Origin of the sequence: Nocardiopsis sp. RV163 (genome assembly GCF_001029525.1) — a bacterium.
Classification (GTDB): Bacteria; Actinomycetota; Actinomycetes; order Streptosporangiales; family Streptosporangiaceae; genus Nocardiopsis; species Nocardiopsis dassonvillei.
Genome location: NZ_LEKI01000031.1, coordinates 1 through 18,196 on the forward strand (window position 1 = coordinate 1; position 18,196 = coordinate 18,196).

Here is an 18,196-nt window from a genome sequence, read left to right on the forward strand (position 1 = left end):
GGGGAACCGGGGGGAGGGTGGTGGGCGTTCATGTGCGGCCCCTCCTGTCAGAGGATCGTGGGTCGGTGGCACGCCACCTGGGGGTTGGTGGTTGTTTACCAACGGACGACGACGAGCGTCAATGACCTCCGTGGAGCGCCGTGACATCGGCCTGGATTCGGCCGGAAGAATGTCACCGCGAAAGCGTCCGGAAACCGTCACCGGAAATATCGGGGACACGCGGAGAAAACCGACCGGCGCGGGCGACCGGCGCGCGGAGAACGCGGAAAGGCGCACGACCGCCCCGCGTTCCCACGCAGAGGGGTCGCGGGCACACGCTGGGTGCCGGATGGGCGCCGCCGGGAGGGCGGCGGGGAAGCGGGCCGTGTGCGCTGCGTGACCGGTGCGCCGTTGGCGGGCACCCCGCGTTGGCGGTAAATGCCGTACTCCGCTACGGTTCCCGCCATGATGGGGCACTCGCACGCACTGAGCGGCGTGGTCGGTTGGATGGCGGTTGTTCCGCTGGTCCAGGGCAGGGAATTCCTCGGACTCAGCTTCGACCTGGGTCCCGGCGAGGTCATCGCCGGTTCCCTGGTCTGTGCCGGTGCGGCCCTACTGCCCGACCTGGACCACAAGAGCGCCACGGTGACCAAGACCTACGGCAAGGTCACCGAGGTGCTGAGCGGCATGCTGGGCTTCCTGTTCGGCGGGCACCGGATGGGAACGCACTCGTTCTTCTTCGCGGTGCTCATGGGCGCGCTGGTGCAGCTTTTGGCGCTGTGGTCCGAGCTGGCCGTCCAGGTCTTCGTGTTCCTGCTGATCGGCATCGCCCTCCAGGGCCTGGGCTTCGGCCTGGACAAGAACAAGGTCGCGTCGGGGGTCATCAACGCGATGGCCACGGCGGGCATAACGCTTGCGCTGTTCACCTCCGGGGTGAACTACAACTGGCTGGGCCTGGCGGTGGCCTTCGGCGTGGTCCTGCACTTCTTCGGCGACATGATCACCAAGATGGGCGTGCCCATCTTCTGGCCCTTCTTCAAGAAGCGCTTCGGCCAGGGGAAGGGCTTCGTCACCGACGGCCCGGTCGAGCAGAAGTTCGTCACCCCGCTGCTGACCATCGGCGTCATCGTGGGGACCATCTACCTGTTCGACTGGCCCGCGCTGCTGCCCGAGTACTGACGGGGCGGTGTCCGGTTCCCCTCCCCGCGGCGGCCCGGCACCTGTCGGCCGCGCCGCGGCTGGCCTAGGCTGTCGGGCGTGACACGATCCACAGAGGGCCTCAGCCCCGAACTGCACGCCTACGTCGTCGAGCACAGCGAACCCGTGGACGAGGTCCTGTCGGACCTCGCCGAGGAGACCGCGCGGCTGTTCCCGGACCACCGGGGCATGCAGATCGGCCCCGAACAGGGCGCTTTCACCACGATGCTCACGCGGATCTGCGGCGCGCGGGAGGTGGTGGAGATCGGGACCTTCACCGGTTACTCGTCGATCTGCTTCGCGCGCGGCCTCCCCGAGGACGGCCGCCTCCTGGCCCTGGACGTCAGCGAGGAGTGGACCTCGGTGGCCCGGAGGTACTGGGAGCGGGCCGGGGTCGCGGACCGCATCACCCTGAGGCTGGGCCCGGCGCTGGAGACGCTGCGGGAGCTTCCCGGGGAGCCGCGGTTCGACCTGGCCTTCGTGGACGCCGACAAGGAGGGCTACGTCGGCTACTGGGAGGAGCTGGTCCCCCGCGTCCGGCCGGGCGGCCTGATCCTGGCCGACAACACCCTCTCCCACGGACGGGTCGTGGACCGCGAGAACACTTCGGCGGCCGTACGGGGGATCCGCGACTTCAACGACCGTCTGGTCTCCGACGAGCGCGTCACGCAGGTGCTGCTGCCCATCGGCGACGGCCTCACCCTCGCCCGCAAGCGCTGACGCGCCCGAGCACCGACGCGCCGCGGGGAGCGCCGACCCCGGAGGCCGTCCACAGGACGGCCCTCGTCCCGCACGCGGAGCGCCGGGCTTCGGTAATGTCCAGTGCCATGCGCCTGCTGCACACCTCGGACTGGCACCTGGGCCGCTCCTTCCACCGGGAGAACCTCGTCGACGCCCAGGCGGCCTTCCTGGACCACCTCGTCGACGCCATCCGCGAACACCGGGTCGATGTGGTGGTCGTCGCCGGCGACCTCTACGACCGCGCCCTGCCGTCGGTGGACGCGGTCCGGCTCTTCGACCGCGCCCTGGGCCGGATCCGCGGGACCGGGGCCCGGGCCGTCCTCATCAGCGGCAACCACGACTCCATGGCGCGGATGTCCTTCGCCTCCGGCCTCATCGACGCCTCCGGCGTCCACCTGCGCAGCTCCCTGGACGGCGTGGGCACGCCGGTGGTCATCGAGGACGAGCACGGGCCCGTGGCCTTCTACGGCATCCCCTACCTGGAACCGGAGATCGCGCGCCACCACTGGGACCTGCCCGAGCGGGGGCACGCGGCGGCGCTCGGACACGCCATGGACCTGGTGCGCGCCGACCTCGCCGAGCGGCCCGGCACCCGGTCGGTGGTCCTCTCGCACGCGTTCGTGACCGGCGGCGAGCCCTCCGACAGCGAACGCGACATCTCGGTGGGCGGCGCCTCGCACGTGCCGGTCCCGGTCTACGACGGGGTCGACTACACGGCCCTGGGCCACCTGCACGGGCGGCAGACCATCACCCCGTCCGTGCGCTACTCGGGCAGCCCGCTGGCCTACTCCTTCTCCGAGGAGCACCACGTCAAGGGCTACTGGCTGGTGGACCTGGACGCCGACGGCCTCGCGGGCGCCGAGTTCGCCGCGGCGCCCGTCCCCCGCCCCCTGGCCCGTATCCGCGGCCGGATCGAGGACCTGCTCACCCGTCCCGAGTGGGAGTCCCGCACCGGCCACTGGCTCCAGATCACCCTGACCGACCCGCGCCGCCCCGCCCACCCCATGGACCGGCTGCGCGAACGCTTCCCCCACGTCCTGGTCCTGGACTTCGCCCCCGAGGGCGGTGCCCCCGACACCCGCCCGATCGCCGCCTCCGTCGCCGACCGCAGCGAGCGCCAGGTGGTCGGCGACTTCGTGGAGTGGGCCCGCGGCACCCCCGCCACCCCCGAGGAGGAGGCCCTCGTGAACACCGCCGTCGAGCAGGTACGGCTCCAGGAGGGGACGCGCTGATGCGGCTGCACACCCTCACCGTCCAGGCGTTCGGCCCGTTCGCCGGCACCGAGGAGGTGGACTTCGACCGCCTCAGCGCGGGCGGGCTCTTCCTTGTCCACGGCCCCACCGGCGCGGGCAAGACCACGGTGCTGGACGCGGTGTGCTTCGCCCTGTACGGCAACGTTCCGGGCGCCCGCGGCAAGGACCGCTCCCCCAAGAGCGACCACGCGCCGCCGGACGCCGAGCCCAGGGTGGTCCTGGAGTTCACGGTCCAGGGGCGGCGGGTCTGGATCGAGCGCAAGCCGCGCTGGGAGCGTCCCAAGAAGCGGGGCACCGGCACGGTGACGCAGAACACCAAGGTCGTCGTCAAGGAGTTCACCGGCGGCAGGTGGGAGGGCGTCACCACCCGGCCCGACGAGGCGGGGCAGTTCGTCGGCGACCTGCTGGGCCTGACCCTCGCCCAGTTCTGCCAGACCGTCATGCTCCCCCAGGGCGACTTCGCACGGTTCCTGCGCGCCAAGTCCGAGGAGCGCCGCGAATCCCTGGAGCGCATCTTCAACACCCGGCTGTTCCGGGACGTGGAGACCTGGCTGGGGGCGCACGCCAAACGGCTCGAACACGAGGTTCGGTCCGCCAACGCCCAGGTGCGCGCGGTCGCGGACCGTATCGCCGAGGTCGGCGGGTCCCGGGCCCCCGAACCTCCCGAGGAGCTGTCGGGCTGGGCCGCTGAACTGGCGTGCGTCACCGCCGCGACCGCGCACGACGCCGGGCGGGTGGCCGGGGAGTTCACCGGGGCCCGCGAGGACGCCCAGCGCGCCCTGGCCGAGGGGCGCGAACTGCGCGCGCTCCAGGAACGGCTGGCCGACGCCCGGGAACGCCGCGCCCAGCTGGCCGAGCACAGCGCGTGGCGGTCCGCGATCGACGCCCAGCTCGGCGACGCCGAGCGCGCCGAGTCGGTGCTGCCCTTCCTGCGCGCCCGCGACAACCGCCGCACCGAGCTGGACAAGGCCGAGCTCGCCGTCGCCGACCGTCTGGCGCTGGTGGGCGGGCTTCCGGGCTTCTCCACGCGGCCTGGCGAGGCGGTGCCGCGCGAGGAGCTGGGCGCCGCCGAGCGGGAGCGCCGGGACGAGCTGGCCCGCCTGGACGCGCTGCGCGCGGACGCCGAGCGCAGCCGGTCCCTGGGCCGCTCCGTCACCGCGCTCACGGGGCGCCTGGACGAGATCGCCTCGCAGCTGGAGCGCCAGCGCGCACTGGCCGCCTCCCTGCCGCCCCGTTTGGAGGCGCTCACCGCGGAGCTGCGGCGCCTGCACGACCAGGCCGGGCAGGAGGGGGCCGCCGAGACCGCCCTGGCCGCCGCCCGCAGGCGCCTCGACGCCGCCGCGGAGTACGAGCGCCTGGGCCGGGAACTGGCGCGGGCGCAGGAGCGCTACCGCGAGGCCGTGGACGGGGCCCAGGCCGCCCGCGACCGCGCCCTGGACCTGCGCGAGCGCCGCATCACCCACATGGCCGCCGAACTGGCGTCCGGCCTGGCCGAAGGGGAGCCGTGCGCGGTGTGCGGGTCGGTGGCGCACCCCTCCCCCGCCCGACCCCGCGGCGAGGGCCTGGTCCCGGCCGAGGAGGAGAGGCGGGCCCAGGCGGCCGCCGACGCCGCGGCCTCGCGCCGCGCGGAGGCCGAGAGCGACGTGGTGGCCCTGAGGGAGAGGCGCACCGCCGCCCGGGAACGCGCCGAGGACGGCACCGCCGACACCGCCCGCGAGGAGGTGGAGGCGCACACCGCGGCTTTGGCGGAGGCCAAAGCCGCCGCCGGTGAGGCCCGGCGGGTGGAGGAGGAGCTGGAGCGCGTCACCGGCGACCTGGAGCGCGCCCGCGCCCGTGAGGGCGAGCTGGTCCGGCAGGAGGCACGGGTCGGGGCCGACCGGGACAACGCCGTCCGCGAGCAAGGACGGCTGACCGCCCTGCTGGACCGGGCGCGCGGGGACGACGCCGGGCTGGACGAGCGGATCGCCAGGCTGAGCGGCGAGGCCGATTTGCTGCGCGCCGCGGCCGAGGCCGCGGTCAACCGCGACCGCGCGGCCGACGAACTGCGCGCCGCCGTCGCCGAGGCCGAGCGGCAGCGGGCCGACGCCCGCTTCGCCGACGAGGCCGGGGTGTGGGAGGCCGCGCTGGACGAGGATCGGCGCCGCGCGCTGCGCGAGCGCGCCCGCTCCTTCGACGACGCCCTGGCCGCCGTCGAGGCGTCGCTGGCCGACCCCGAGCTGGCCGCGGCCGGGGAGCTGCCCGTCCCGGACCCGGAGGAGCTGGCCCGTGCCGCGCGGACCGCTTCGGTGGCCGCCGACCGCGCGGTGGCCTGGCGGAGCATGCTGGAGGAGCGGGCGCGTCGGCTCGCCTCCCTGCGCGGGGAGCTGGGCCTGCGGCTGCGGGACTGCGAACCGGCGCTGCGCCGCTACGCGGTGGCCGAGGGGCTGCGCGGCCTGACCGCCGGAACCTCCTCCGACAACACCGACAACGTGCGCCTGTCGGCGTACGTGCTGGCGGCCCGCCTGGAGCAGGTGGTGGCCGCCGCCAACGACCGGCTGGTGACGATGTCGGACGGCCGGTACGAGCTGCGGTACACGGTGGACAAGGCCGCCGGGGACGGGCGCGCGCGTTCGGCCGGGGGCCTGGGCATGAGGGTGGTCGACGCCTGGACGGGCGTGGAGCGCGACCCGGCCACGCTCTCGGGCGGGGAGACGTTCTTCAGCTCGCTGGCGCTGGCGCTGGGCCTGGGCGACGTGGCCAGCGCCGAGGCGGGCGGCGCCGACATCGACACCCTGTTCGTGGACGAGGGGTTCGGCACACTGGACGAGGACACCCTGGAGGAGGTGCTGGACGTCCTGGACCGGCTGCGGGACGGCGGCCGTGCGGTGGGCGTGGTGAGCCATGTCGCCGACCTGCGGCAGAGGGTGTCCACCCGCCTGAGGGTGGTCAAGACCTCGGCGGGCTCGCGGGTGGAGCACACCGGCTGAGCGCGCACGTCCACCCCGGATCCGGGCACCCGGGGTTCGGTGCGACAATGGCGAGCGTGAGTTCGCTGGTCAATATCGCCGTGTTCGGAGTCGTGGGCGCCATCCTGATGGCGGCCCTGCTCGGCCTGCTCCTCGTCGTCTCCGGGAGCTCGCGCGGGGCGTCGCCCCGGTCGCGGGCGGCGTTCGGGATCGCCTCCGTGGTGGTGCTGGTGGCGCTGCCGACGCTGACCGCGGCCAACACGCTGGCCGCCGGGTCCGGGTTCTGGGCGGGGTTCGGGGCGGCCGCCTGCGTCGCGGCTTTCTTGTGCGCCGTGAACGTGGTCATGCTGCCGGTGGTGGCGCGCCGCCAGTCCTCGGGAGGCGGCGGGTCCGCGGTCTCCGCGCTGCGGCCGTCCCTGCCGCTGCTGGCCGCGGCCCTGCTGATCTGCCTGGTCCTGGGGCTGGTGGGGGCCTCCGTGGCCGCCCTGGTCGTCTGACCCCGCGCTCGCGCGTCCGCGCGCCCGGTGGCCCCGCCTCTCCGGCCGGGTCCACCCGTCGGGCTGCTCCCGGCCGGCCTCCGCTCAAGCCCGTCCGAGGCGGCGACCAGGTGCGCGTTGCGCTCGGCGCGGGGGCGCCAGGTGATCCCCGCGAGGTCGAACTCCGAATCCATGTGGCCCGGGCACAGTCCCCGGGCGCGTCGGCGAGCGTGTCGCTCCGAAGCGGGGTCTCCTCATGGGACCGGGCCGACACCACCGCGCGCCCCGGCGCCAGGGGTCGGCGCGCGCAGGCGGGGCCCGCTACGACGGCGGGGGCGCACCGGCCGGTGCGCCCCCGCGTGTGGGTTCAGACACCCTCGCTCGCGGCGGGGTCGGGGTCGTCGTCCTCGGACCCGGCCGCCGGTGCGCTGCGCGCCTCCGGCTCACCGCCGGTGCGCGGCGGCGCCTCCGTGGCCGCGGTGGCCCCGGCCGGGGTCCCGCCCCGCGAGCGGCGTTCGAGCTCGGCCAGATAGGCGTTGTAGGCGTCCATGTCGGCGTCGTCGGAGCCGCCCCGGCGGCTGTGGCGCTCCCGGCGGCGCTCCTGCTTCTCGTCGTCGCGCGACCACTGACGCACCAGCGCGATCATGACCAGCGCGGTGGGGATCTCGCCCAGCGCCCAGGCGACGCCGCCGCCCGCGTACTGGTCGGCGGCCTGGTCCTCCAGCCACGGGATGTCGAACTGGCCGTAGTAGTCCATCGCCAGGGGTTCGGACTGCATCATGATCGTGATGCCGAAGAAGGCGTGGAACCCCATCACCACCAGCAGCAGCAGGATGCGCAGCAGGAACGGCACCTTCCTCGGCGCCGGGTCCACCCCCACGATGATCCAGTAGAAGAGGAAGCCCACCAGCAGGAAGTGCACGCCCATGAGCAGGTGGCCCAGGTGGTCGTTCATCAGCGTGCCGAACAGCGGCGTGAAGTACAGCGCGTAGGGGCCGAACACGAACATCGGGGCCGCGATCGCCGGGTGCGTGACCACCTTGGAGAAACGGCTGTTCAGGAACAGGTTGAGCCACTCCCGCGGCCCCCGGTCCCCGCGCCGCGGGGCGGGCTTGAGCGCCCGCAGGGCCAGGGTGATCGGCGCGCCCAGCACCAGCAGGATCGGGGTGAGCATCGACAGCACCATGTGCTGGATCATGTGCGTCGAGAACAGCACCATGGAGTAGGTCGCGAACCCGGTGAGCTGCGTGACCACGATCGTGAGCAGGCCGGCCGCGAAGGCCGCCGTCCTCCCAGCGGGCCAGGAGTCGCCCCGGCGCACCAGCCGGGTCACGGCGCCCGCGTACAGCCCGCCCGCTACGACCACGATCATGATGAAGAACAGGTCGGGGCGCCACAGGGTGAGCAGGGTCTGGGCGGTCATGGGCGGCGGGATCGGGAAGCCCAGGATCACGGCGGCCGGGTCCACGGTGCCCTCCAGCGGCGGGGGCGGCGCGGTGCGCCCCAGGCCGACGGACACGCCGATGACGGTGGCCATGATGAGCACCTCGGCCAGCGCCGCCCGCAGGAACAGCGGGCGCCGGAAGGCCTCGCCCGCCGGTCCCGTCGGGGCGCCCTCCAGGCGCTTGAAGACGAACCCGCGGTGCATGTAGCCGAACGCGCCGAGGACCCCGAACAGGATGACCTTGACCAGGATGATCAGGCCGTACTCGGTGGCGACCAGGTCACCGATCGAGTACAGGCGGGCCAGCGCGCTGGCCGCGCCGCTGACGGCCACGCCTGCGTAGGCCCACAGCGCCAGGCGGCTGAAGCGGTTGGCGGCCACCGACGGGTCCTGGGCGTCGCGGCGCAGCGCGTGGTAGGTCAGCGCGGCCACGCCGCCCACCCACACGCTGATGGAGATCACGTGCAGGGCAAGCCCGGTCACGGCCAGCTCGTGCGAGCCGGAGGAGGCCGAGTGGCCGGTCAGCGCGGGCGGCGTGGTGGCGGCCAGGGCCAGGACGAGCAGCCACAGGCCGCCGGTGGCTGTGGTGGCCGTGCGGCCGAACAGTGCGATGCCGGTCGTGAGCAGGACGACGAACATCAGCGCGATGCCGCCCGAGACCGACCCGGCGTAGGCCGTGACCTCGTCGACGCTGATCTGGCCGACCTCGCGGGCCAGGAACTCCGCGGCCTGGAAGTACAGGGTGAACACGGCGGCGAGGGCCCAGACCAGGCCCGCCCAGCTCGCCGCGCGCACGTAGGAGGTCGCCTGCGGGGAGAGCCTGCCCTTGTGGGAGGGCAGCAGGACGGCGGCGAGCAGCAGCAGGCCGATCGCCACGACCGCGGAGGCGTCCATGGTGACCTTGGCCAGCGGCAGGCCCCAGCGGACCGCCTCACCCGCGTCGGGCAACCCCGGGATGACCTCGGGGAAGGCGGCTCCGCCCAGGACCAGGGTCAGGCTCAGGCCGGTCAGGCACAGGGCGGCGGCCGCAGCGGCGAAGAGGGGCGCCCGTCCCGTGCCCGGGGCGTCGTCATGGTGTTCCTTGAGGGGGGACTTCTGGTTCTGTGCGGGAGGAGCCACGCGCCACTCCGTCGTCGGTCTCGTTGCAACTGGCTGGTCAGCGCCCTTGGCCGTGTGACCGCCTCGCCGCTGTCCGGGACTTTCCCGGCAGGGGCCGCGCACGGAGGAACACCTCGGCCAAGGTTAGTCCGTCTACTACACAGTGTCGGACTCGGGCGTTCCCGTACACCCCCGCGGGCGGATTCGGGGCGTCCGCGAATCGCGCGGAGCGGCGGCGCCTGGGCCGGGATGTCGGATTCCCCCCTTGCGGCAGGGCTCCTCGCGATACGCTCGTATCCGGTCGAGACGACGGTTTCCCCGCCTTCGGCGTCCGGCCTCCCCTCCCGTGCCGCGGTCGCCCGCGGCGCCTCTCAGCACACCCTCCAGCGAGCGCAGCGAAGGGGACGTCGGATGGCCGTGTACGACAGTGTGGTCAGGTCCACGCGCGTGGTCCTCCCCGAGGGGGTCCGACCCGCCTCGGTCGGGGTACGCGACGGGCGGGTCGAGGCCGTGGGCGCCCACGGCGCGCGCATGCCCGCCCACGTGACGACCGACCTCGGCGCCATGGCCCTGCTGCCCGGCGCCGTGGACGTGGGCACCGGCGCGCACGTGCCCGGGCAGGACTTGGCCGATTCCTACCGCCGGACGGGAACGGCCGCCCTGCGCGGCGGTGTGACCTGCGTGGTGGCGTCCCCGGCCCCGGCACGGCCCGCCCTGACCTACGCGGACGCCCTCGCCGCGCATCAGCGCGCGGCGGCCCTGTCCCCCGTACCGGTGCTGTTCCTGGGCGGGGTGGCCCCGGGCACCGGCCCGCTGGACCTGGCCGACCTCCAGGCCGCCGGCGCGGTGGCCTTCCACTGCTCGCTGTCGGACGGCGGCGCCCCGGACATCGCGGCGCTCAACGACGCCCAACTGCGCAAGGCGATGGCCGAACTCGCGGCGCTGGACAGCGTGCTGCTGGTGCACGCCGAGGACGCGGCCGAGCTGGGGACCCCGCCGACGGCGGCGGAGCACCGGCCGCCCCGGGCGGAGCGGCGCGGTCTGGAACGGGTGATCGCGGCGGCCCGCGCGGTGGGGACGCGCACGCACGTGGGGCCGTTCACCGCGGCCGAGTGCGCGGCGCTGCTGGCGACGGCGGGGACCGTGGGGGTGGCGCTGACCGCGCACACCTGCCCGCACTACCTGTGCCTGCCCTCGGAGTCGCTGGCGCCGGAGTCGCCCGCGCACGCCTGTCGGCCTCCGCTGCGCTCGGACGCCAACCGAAAGGCGCTGTGGAACGCGCTGCTGGCGCGGGACTCGGCGATCACCACGGTGGGGTCGGGGCACCTTCCCGCCCACGGCCTGTACACGCTGGAGTGGAGCCTGTCGGCGCTGTGGACGGCGGCGCACCGGCGCGGCCGGGGGCTGGCCGACCTCGCACGGTGGACGGCGCGGGCCCCCGCGGAACTGCTGGGGCTGGTGGGCAAGGGCCGGATCGCGGCGGGGTTCGACGCCGACCTGGTCGCCTTCGATCCCGGCGCGCGGGTGGCGGTCCCCGCGGCGGACCCCAGCCCCTACGCGGGCCGGGAGCTGACCGGCAGGGTGCGGCGGGTGTGGATCTCGGGCCGCCCGGCGGGCGGCGTCCGCTAGGGAGAGGCCGTCGGATCAGCGGGCGGCCGTCCGGGACGTCTCCCGCGAGACGGTTCGCACGGGTCGGCCCGGTCGGCTTTGCGGGCGGAACCGGCGCGGCGGCGGCCCGGCGCTCGCGGAAGCGCCGGAGCCGAAGGCTCAGCGCTGAGGACGGCGGCGGGCGGGACCGGAATGATCCGGGGGACACGACCGGGCGCGGCGGCCGGACCCGCGGCAGCCCGCTGGGCGGGCCCCGGCGGGACGACACCCCTACCGGGAGCGCGGTGGAGCGGGCCGGGACCGGAGGCGCCCCGGGCGGCGGCTTCCGGCGCTTGGGGCCCCGGGGGATTGAGTCCGCGCGTCACGGGCAGGTACCCGTGTCCCAGAGCACACATCGGACTTACACCCTGTCAACAAGATCGTCGACAGCGATGCATGTTGGCGATGGCGCCGGGGCACCCCCGCAGTTCACAGTGGGGGTATCACCGGAGACGGCCGTAGGAGGAACCGTGCGCATCGGCGTGCCCCGCGAGATCAAGAACCACGAGTACCGGGTGGCCATCACCCCCGCCGGTGTCCACGAACTGGTCCGACGCGGCCACGAGGTGGTCGTCGAGCGCGACGCGGGCCTGGGTTCCTCCATCTCCAACGCCGAGTACGAGGCGGCGGGCGCGCGCATTCTGGACTCGCCCGACGAGGTGTGGAACGCCGGTGAGCTGATCCTGAAGGTCAAGGAGCCGGTCGCGGCCGAGTACCACCGCATGCGGGAGGGGCAGACCCTCTTCACCTACCTGCACCTGGCCGCTTCGCGCGAGTGCACCGACGCCCTGCTGGACCGGCGGGTGACCGGCATCGCCTACGAGACCGTGCAGCTTCCGGACGGCTCCCTGCCGCTGCTGGCCCCGATGTCGGAGGTCGCGGGCCGCCTGGCCCCGCAGATGGGCGCGGTGACCCTCCAGCGGCCCAGCGGCGGGCGCGGCGTGCTGATGGGCGGGGTGCCGGGCGTGCGCCCGGCGCGCGTGACCGTGATCGGCGCGGGGGTCTCCGGCCTGAACGCGACGCAGATCGCGGTGGGCATGGGTGCGGAGGTGACCGTGCTGGACCTGAACGTGAACAAGCTGCGGCACGTGGACTCCCTCTACCGGGGCCGGGTCAAGACGGTGGTCTCCAACGCCTTCGAGCTGGAGCTGTCTGTGCTGGAGTCGGACATGGTGATCGGCGCGGTGCTGGTGCCGGGGGCCAAGGCGCCCAAGCTGGTGACCAACGAGCTGGTGTCGCGGATGCGGCCGGGCGCGGTGCTGGTGGACATCGCGATCGACCAGGGCGGGTGTTTCGAGGACTCGCGCCCCACCACGCACGCCGACCCCACATTCCGCGTACACGACACGGTGTTCTACTGCGTGGCGAACATGCCGGGCGCGGTGCCCAACACCTCCACGCACGCCCTCACCAAGGACACCCTGCGCTACACCGTGGCACTCGCGGAGAAGGGCTGGCAGCTCGCCATGAACGGGGACGAGGCGCTGGCCGGGGGCTTGAACACCTTCGACGGTGACGTGGTCTCCGCCCCGGTCGCCGAGGCGCACGGGCTCAAGCACCGCCCGTTGGAAGAGGTGCTGGTACAGGGCTAGGAGGGGCCACCGCCCCCGAACGCGGGCGGCACGCGGCCGGGGTCCGCGCCGCCCGGCCGCACGGGTGGCGCGGACCGCACCGTTCGGGGTGGTCGCGCAGGTCGGCCGGGGGTACGGTCGTGGGGAAAGCCCGCGCGTCCGGCTCTGCGGCCGGTCGCGGGAGGACGAGTACCGAGGTGGGACAGCGTGGCACACACCGGCTCGGCGACCGCGACCCGGATCGTCGAACTAGAGCTGATCCGGCTGCGGCCCCCGGCCGGCGGCCGGGGCCCCGGCGCCGACGGCCCCGTCCTGGTCCGGGTGGCCGACGGTGACGGCGTGAGCGGCTGGGGAGAGCTGCCGGAGGCCAGCGCTGCCCAGTGGGACTCCCTGGCCCGCGCCTTCGCCCCCGCCCTGCTCGGCCACTCCTGGCGGCGTCCGACCGAGGCGGGCGGGGCCTGGGCCGACCTGCCCCGTGACCCTGCCGTGGCAGGGGCCCTGGACGCCGCTTGCTGGGACCTGTGGAGCCGCCAGCGCGACACCCCGCTCTCGCACGCTCTGGGCGGGGAGCGCACCGCGCTCACCGCGGGGGTGACCCTGCCCCGCCAGGCGGCCGTGGAGTCGGTGGTCACGGAGGTGAACCGCCAGGTGGGGGCGGGCTTCCGGCGGATCCGGCTGGAGATCGCGCCGGGCTGGGACGCGGACGTGGTGCGCGCGGTGCAGTCGAGCTTCCCGTTCCTGGTCCTCCAGGCGGACGCGGGCTGCCGCTACACCGAGTCCCCCGCCGACCTGGACGCGCTGCGCGTTCTGGACGGGCTCGGCCTGCTGGCGGTCGAGGACCCCTTCGCGCCGGACGACCTCGCGGCGCACGCCCGGCTGTCCGCCCAGATGCGCACGCCGGTGGCGCTGGGCCGCTCCCTGGAGTCGGTGGACGACCTCACCGAGGCGATCCGGGCGGAGGCGGGCGGCGCGGTGAACGTGGATCCGGCCCGTATGGGCGGTCTCACGGCGGCCCGCCGCGCGGTGGACCGAGCCGTGGACGCGGGCTGGCGGGTGTGGTGCGGCTCTTCGGCGGCGACGGGGGTCGGCCGCGCCGCGACGGTCGCGCTGGCCTCGCTGTCGGGGGCCTCGCTGCCCGTGGAGGTGCCCGGTGCCGGGAGCCGTGGCCGCGACCTGGTGCTCCCGCCCGTGCGCGCGCACGAGGGGGTGGTGCCGGTCCCGCTGGCCGAGAGCGGTCTGGGGCACACGGTGGACCGCTCGGCGGTGGCCGAGCGCACCGCCCGGGCCCTGGTCGTGGACGCCGACGGCCCGCGCGAGGCCCGCGTGGAGCGCGGACGCGCCAACGGCGCCCGACGGCGGCGCTGACCGGCGACACCTGGACAACCGCAGCAACCGCAGCAACCGCAGCAACCGCAGCAACCGCAGCAACCGCAGCAACCGCAGCAACCGCAGCAACCGCAGCGGAACTCCGCCGCGCCGGGCCGGGTTCCCTCCTCCCCTAACCGAACAGCGTTAGGTAGAGTTGCGGCACCGTCCGGCCCCCGTTTCCGGACCCCAAGACCGTGGAGGCGCGGTGCGCGTATTCGCCGACATCCAAGAGGTGCTCGCATCCCAGGGCGAGCACCTGGGCCACACCGACTGGGTGACCATCGACCAGGACCGGATCTCCCTGTTCGCCGACGCGACGCAGGACCACCAGTGGATCCACACCGAACCGGAGAGGGCGGCCGCGGGCCCCTTCGGGGGCACCATCGCGCACGGGTTCCTCACCCTGTCGATGCTGGCCCACTTCTCCCAGTCGGTGATCTCGGTGACGGAGAAGCCGAGCATGTCGATCAACTACGGGCTCAACAAGGTGCGCTTCCTCCAGCCGGTCGTGTCCGGCTCGCGCATCCGCGACGGCGTCGAGCTCAGCTCGGTTCAGCAGACCCCCAAGGGTTACCTGGTCACCACGACCCACACCGTGGAGATCGAGGGCCGGGAGCGGCCCGCCCTGGTGGCCGAGTCGCTCGGCCTCTGGGTGCCCTGAGGCCCTCAGCTCCCAGCGAGGCCGCGGGGCGGCCCGGGGTCGCGGGCGCGGTCCCGGCCGGGCGGTCCCCCTCCCGGCCGGGACCGCGTGCTCAGCGCACCAGCTTGCGCAGCGCCCTGCGGGTGAGCCCCGGGGTGAACCAGCGCAGCTTGCGCTCGGCGCGCCTGGCCCGCGCGCGCATGCGCTCCACCTCGGCGAGCGCGTGGTCGAGCTTGCGCCGCAGCGCCTCGGGGTTCTCGGGCTTGGTCCGCTCACCCTCCTCCGGGAACACGAAGTCCGTCCCGGGGACCCAGTGGGTGCCGTAGACCTCCTCCACACGGCGGTCCAGCTCCCCGGAACCCGCCTCGGGCCACAGGTGGCGGGCCCTGGCGTAGGCGGCGATCCGCTCCAGGCGCATGACGCCGTCACCGCGCGTGGCGCCGGGCACCGGCGAGCACAGCAGCCCGGCCTTGTTCTTGTTGGCCGTGTCGACCAGCTCGACGACCGCCCGCTCCCTCAGCGCCGGACCGGCGGGCACGCGCAGTTGGAAGTTGACGAGCGGGTCGTGGCCCGGCGCCTCCTCCACCAGACGCACCCGGGGGTCGCCCCGGAAGGTCTCCCGGATCAGCCGCAGGTCGAGCCGCTCCTCGTCCAGCGGGGAGCGCCGCCCCTCGTCCAGCACGTCCCAGGGGCCGACCAGCCACAACCGGATGTCGGGGGTGGTACCGGACAGCAGCGCGGACGCGGTGGTGTCCACGTCCTCCAGGGTGGCGCCGTCCACGTCCACCACCACGTCGACCAGCGGGACCTCCCACTGCCGGTCGGGGCGCTTGCGCCGCAGGTGGAAGTCGGGCACCCGGTTGGCCACGAAGGGGGCGCGGTAGCGGGTGCCCGCGTCGCGGCGGGTCTGCATCTGGGTGCGGCCCAGGTGCCAGCTGCTGGTGTCCAGGTCGGGGACGAACAGGGCGCCCTGCTGGGAGACCCGGTAGGCGAACTCGCTGTCGCCGCCCAGGACCAGCTCACCGTTCAGGCCGCCCGCGGCGTCGAACAGGGTGCGGTGCAGGGAGCCGGTGGCGCCGATGAACACCTTGTAGGCCAGGCGGTCGGCGGTCCGCAGCTTGTCCTTGCCGTCGATGGTCTGCTCCACCCAGTGCGGGTCGGCGCTCTCGCGGTCGAACAGCTCGGCGGCGCGCCCCTCGCGCACCTCTGTCGCCACGTACTCGGCGGTCATGGCCTCCGGGTCGAAGTCCACGAACATCTTGTGGCCCAGGGCGACTCCGTAGTCGACCAGGTGGTGCCAGCGCATCTGCGACTCGACGTGGTCGCGGTAGACCAGCATGTCCGCGTCCAGGCGCAGGACCACCTGGCCGGAGGAGACGGCCACACCGCTGTTGACGGCGTGCGCCGAGCCCCAGCCGCCGGGGGCCGAGGCGATCAGCCGGGTGTTCTCCGGGCGCACCGGTGAGAGCTTGAGGGGTTCGGGCGAGCCGTCGTCCACCACGATCACCTCCATCAGGTGCGCGGGGTAGCTCTGCGCGGACAGGGAGGCCAAAACCAGTTCGAGCTTGTCCTGGTGCCCGTGGGCGGGGACGACCACCGACACAGACAGGGTCGGGGTCCACTCGCCGATCGCGGGCGGCTGAAGCACGGAGTAGTCGTTGCGCCGCGCGCGGGGCTGGTCGCGGTAGTCGGTCTGCGCGCGGGGCAGGAGCGGCGCGGTCGCGCCAGCGCCGGATACCGGTTCCGGAGTGGTGTCAAGCGTGGTCAACGGATCTCCCCCGTGTACTCGGTGGCGGGCTGGCCGAGGGGCGAGGGCTCGCCCTCCACGATGGCGCTCGGACGCCAGCCGAACCACTGCTGGGTGTGGTTGTGCAGGAAGAAGGCCATGTCCTCGGACCAGGTGTGCCCGCCGCCGGTGCGGCGGAGCACGTATCCGAGTCCATGGGCGCGGTAGATGCGGCCGCCGCCCCGGATGACGGCGAGGAGCAGCTGGGTGTCGATGGCGCGGGGCAGCGGCCGGAAGCCGCCGATCTCCTCCATCACCACGCGGTCGGTGAGGATCGTGCCCCCGGCGATGAACCGGGTGGCCGCCTCCGACCTGCGGTTGCGCCAGACGGTCAGGTCCACCTCCTGGAGGTAGATGAAGTCCTGTCCGGTGCCCACGAGCTCGGCGCCGGAGTAGGTCCGCGCCAGCAGCAGGTCGGCCAGGTGGTCGGGGCCGTACCAGTCGTCGTCGTCCCACTTGGAGATCAGGTCTCCGGAGGAGCGGTCGACGGAGTCGTTGAGCACCGAACCGAAGATCTGGCCCGCGTCGGCCTCGTGCAGGACCAGCGGCAGCCCCGTCTCCCGGAACGCGTCGATCGCCGGGCGCACCTCGGGCAGGTCCGCGGTGAATCCGTGGAGGGTGAGGACCACCTCCAGTTCCACGTCGCGCTGCCGGGCGATCTGGGCGAGCGCGAACCCGACCATCTCGGGGCGGCGCGTGCACAGGATCACCGAGATCCGGGGCTCCCTGGGCAGGGGGATCCCGGCCTGCGCTCCCAGGGCCCGCCAGCGGGAGCGCTGGCCGTGGGCGCGCAGGGCCGTGCGGCGCAGGCGGACGCTGTACTCCTCGCGGCGCAGCTGGTCGCGCAGGTCCTCGTCGCGGGCCCCGGTGACCAGGTCCGTGAGCGGCCCGCCCAGGCCCGACGCCCAGGCGGGCACCTCGCCGCTGAGCAGGGGCACCCCGCCGGCGGCCAGGGAGGCGACCGCGCGCACGGCGGCGCTGGGTCCGGTGTGCCCGGACCAGTCCACCCTGACCCCGCGCAGGTGGCGCAGGCGCGCCAGGTCGACGTCGGTGACCGTGCCGTCGGCGGCGACGGTGACCAGGTCCTTGCCGCCCTCCCTGACCACGGCGTGGGGGCCGTGGACGGTCAGGTCGGCCAGGTCGCCGTCCTCGACCCTGGTGAACCCGGTGGGGTTGACGGTGAGCTCGTCCACTGGCGCGACCGCGTGCGCGGCGTCCGGCACCGCCCCGTGGGCCCGCACGTGCCCGTCCGGCCCGGCGATCCGGGCCCAGGAGCCGGCGGCGGTGGTGGCGCGGTCCAGGACGGGGACGACCGGGTCGGTCCACTCGGGCCGCGCGACGTCGTCGGACACGCGCAGCGCCAGGTCCCCCACGGGGGTCACCCTGCGCAGCGGGACGGGCCCCTGGGCCTCCACGCCCCGTACGCCGGTGTCGCCCGGCCGCCACAGGGCGGCCTCGGGCCCGCTGAGGACGGCCAGCGGCGCGGTGGCCGGTCCCCGGCGCCGTCCACGGGTGCCGTGCACGACGGCGTCGACCACCTGGACGGTGTCCATCCCGTTGGGGAAGAACAGCTCGCACAGCCAGCCGTTCCTGTTGACGCGGCGGACCCGCGCCTCCTGGAGTTCGCGCCACTGGCCCATGCCCGGGGAGGCCGGGATCGGGGGCTCCTGGTGGCCGGACGTGGCGACCAAGGCGACCACGATGTGCACGGCTCTGGGCAGGTGTGTGGAGACGGTGAGCGCGCGGTGCAGGTCGGTGGTCGTGGCGGCCACGACCGCGACCAGTCCCACCTCGGGCTCGCCGTCCCGCATCCAGGCGCGCGGAAGCTCCAGGGGCTGTCCCAGGGGGTGGGCGTCCAGGTCCACCAGGATGTCGTCGGGGCGTAGCGGCAGCTCGGCCAGGGCGGGGCGGGTGTCGGCACCCGCGTGGCAGAGCACGGCGGCCTCGGTGCCACGGGCGCGCAGTGCCTGCCGCAGGGCGGTGGTAATCATCGGGTGACCTCGGGTGTGTCGGTCGGGGCCCGGCGGGGAGCCCGTCAGGCGGTGCGTGGG

At 74.4% G+C, this 18,196-nt stretch carries 12 protein-coding genes; 9 read left to right on the forward strand and 3 right to left on the reverse strand.

Annotation, left to right across the window (positions count from 1 at the left end; genetic code table 11):
* The first annotated feature begins 444 nt into the window (after window positions 1–444).
* The 5 genes from ABD54_RS08360 (at window position 445) to ABD54_RS08380 (ending at window position 6,612) form a co-directional block, all read left to right on the forward strand.
* Window positions 445–1,158 (forward strand): metal-dependent hydrolase, encoded by a 714-nt coding sequence (locus ABD54_RS08360; protein WP_082166740.1) that lies wholly within the window; start codon window positions 445–447, stop codon window positions 1,156–1,158.
* Between the two features lie 78 nt (window positions 1,159–1,236).
* Window positions 1,237–1,896, forward strand: a complete 660-nt coding sequence (locus ABD54_RS08365) for an O-methyltransferase (RefSeq protein WP_047868862.1) — start codon at window positions 1,237–1,239, stop codon at window positions 1,894–1,896.
* A gap of 95 nt (window positions 1,897–1,991) precedes the next feature.
* A complete protein-coding gene (locus tag ABD54_RS08370) occupies window positions 1,992–3,149 on the forward strand; it encodes an exonuclease SbcCD subunit D (RefSeq protein ID WP_047868863.1) in 1,158 nt (385 codons plus the stop codon).
* Window positions 3,149–6,136 (forward strand): AAA family ATPase, encoded by a 2,988-nt coding sequence (locus ABD54_RS08375; RefSeq protein ID WP_047868864.1) that lies wholly within the window; start codon window positions 3,149–3,151, stop codon window positions 6,134–6,136. Before ABD54_RS08370 ends, ABD54_RS08375 begins: the two co-directional genes overlap by 1 nt.
* A gap of 47 nt (window positions 6,137–6,183) precedes the next feature.
* Window positions 6,184–6,612, forward strand: a complete 429-nt coding sequence (locus ABD54_RS08380) for a hypothetical protein (RefSeq protein ID WP_047868865.1) — start codon at window positions 6,184–6,186, stop codon at window positions 6,610–6,612.
* A gap of 346 nt (window positions 6,613–6,958) precedes the next feature.
* Here ABD54_RS08380 and ABD54_RS08385 read toward each other — a convergent pair whose 3' ends face one another.
* Entirely contained in the window at window positions 6,959–9,154 is a 2,196-nt protein-coding gene (locus tag ABD54_RS08385; protein WP_047868866.1) for a cytochrome c oxidase assembly protein, read from the reverse strand.
* A 390-nt stretch (window positions 9,155–9,544) separates the two neighbouring features.
* On the opposite strand from ABD54_RS08385, the gene ABD54_RS08390 reads away from it, so the two are divergent.
* The 4 genes from ABD54_RS08390 (at window position 9,545) to ABD54_RS08405 (ending at window position 14,380) form a co-directional block, all read left to right on the forward strand.
* Window positions 9,545–10,762, forward strand: coding sequence for a dihydroorotase family protein (locus ABD54_RS08390; protein WP_047868867.1), 1,218 nt, complete (start codon window positions 9,545–9,547; stop codon window positions 10,760–10,762).
* A gap of 488 nt (window positions 10,763–11,250) precedes the next feature.
* Window positions 11,251–12,372 carry an alanine dehydrogenase gene (gene ald, locus ABD54_RS08395; RefSeq protein WP_047868868.1) on the forward strand — a complete coding sequence of 374 codons (1,122 nt, stop codon included), beginning with the start codon at window positions 11,251–11,253 and terminating at the stop codon, window positions 12,370–12,372.
* 186 nt (window positions 12,373–12,558) lie between these two features.
* On the forward strand, window positions 12,559–13,716 hold the full coding sequence (locus ABD54_RS08400; RefSeq protein ID WP_047868869.1) for an enolase C-terminal domain-like protein: 1,158 nt from the start codon (window positions 12,559–12,561) through the stop codon (window positions 13,714–13,716).
* 208 nt (window positions 13,717–13,924) lie between these two features.
* Window positions 13,925–14,380, forward strand: a complete 456-nt coding sequence (locus ABD54_RS08405; protein WP_047868870.1) for a MaoC family dehydratase — start codon at window positions 13,925–13,927, stop codon at window positions 14,378–14,380.
* A gap of 91 nt (window positions 14,381–14,471) precedes the next feature.
* Here the strand turns inward: ABD54_RS08405 and ABD54_RS08410 are convergent, their stop codons facing one another.
* Together ABD54_RS08410 and ABD54_RS08415 are read right to left on the reverse strand one after the other, a co-directional pair.
* Window positions 14,472–16,127, reverse strand: coding sequence for a glycosyltransferase family 2 protein (locus ABD54_RS08410; protein ID WP_047868871.1), 1,656 nt, complete (start codon window positions 16,125–16,127; stop codon window positions 14,472–14,474).
* Complete coding sequence (locus tag ABD54_RS08415; RefSeq protein WP_047868872.1) at window positions 16,124–18,136, reverse strand: glycosyltransferase family 2 protein; 2,013 nt, start codon at window positions 18,134–18,136, stop codon at window positions 16,124–16,126. Before ABD54_RS08415 ends, ABD54_RS08410 begins: the two co-directional genes overlap by 4 nt.
* Window positions 18,137–18,196: the final 60 nt, after the last annotated feature.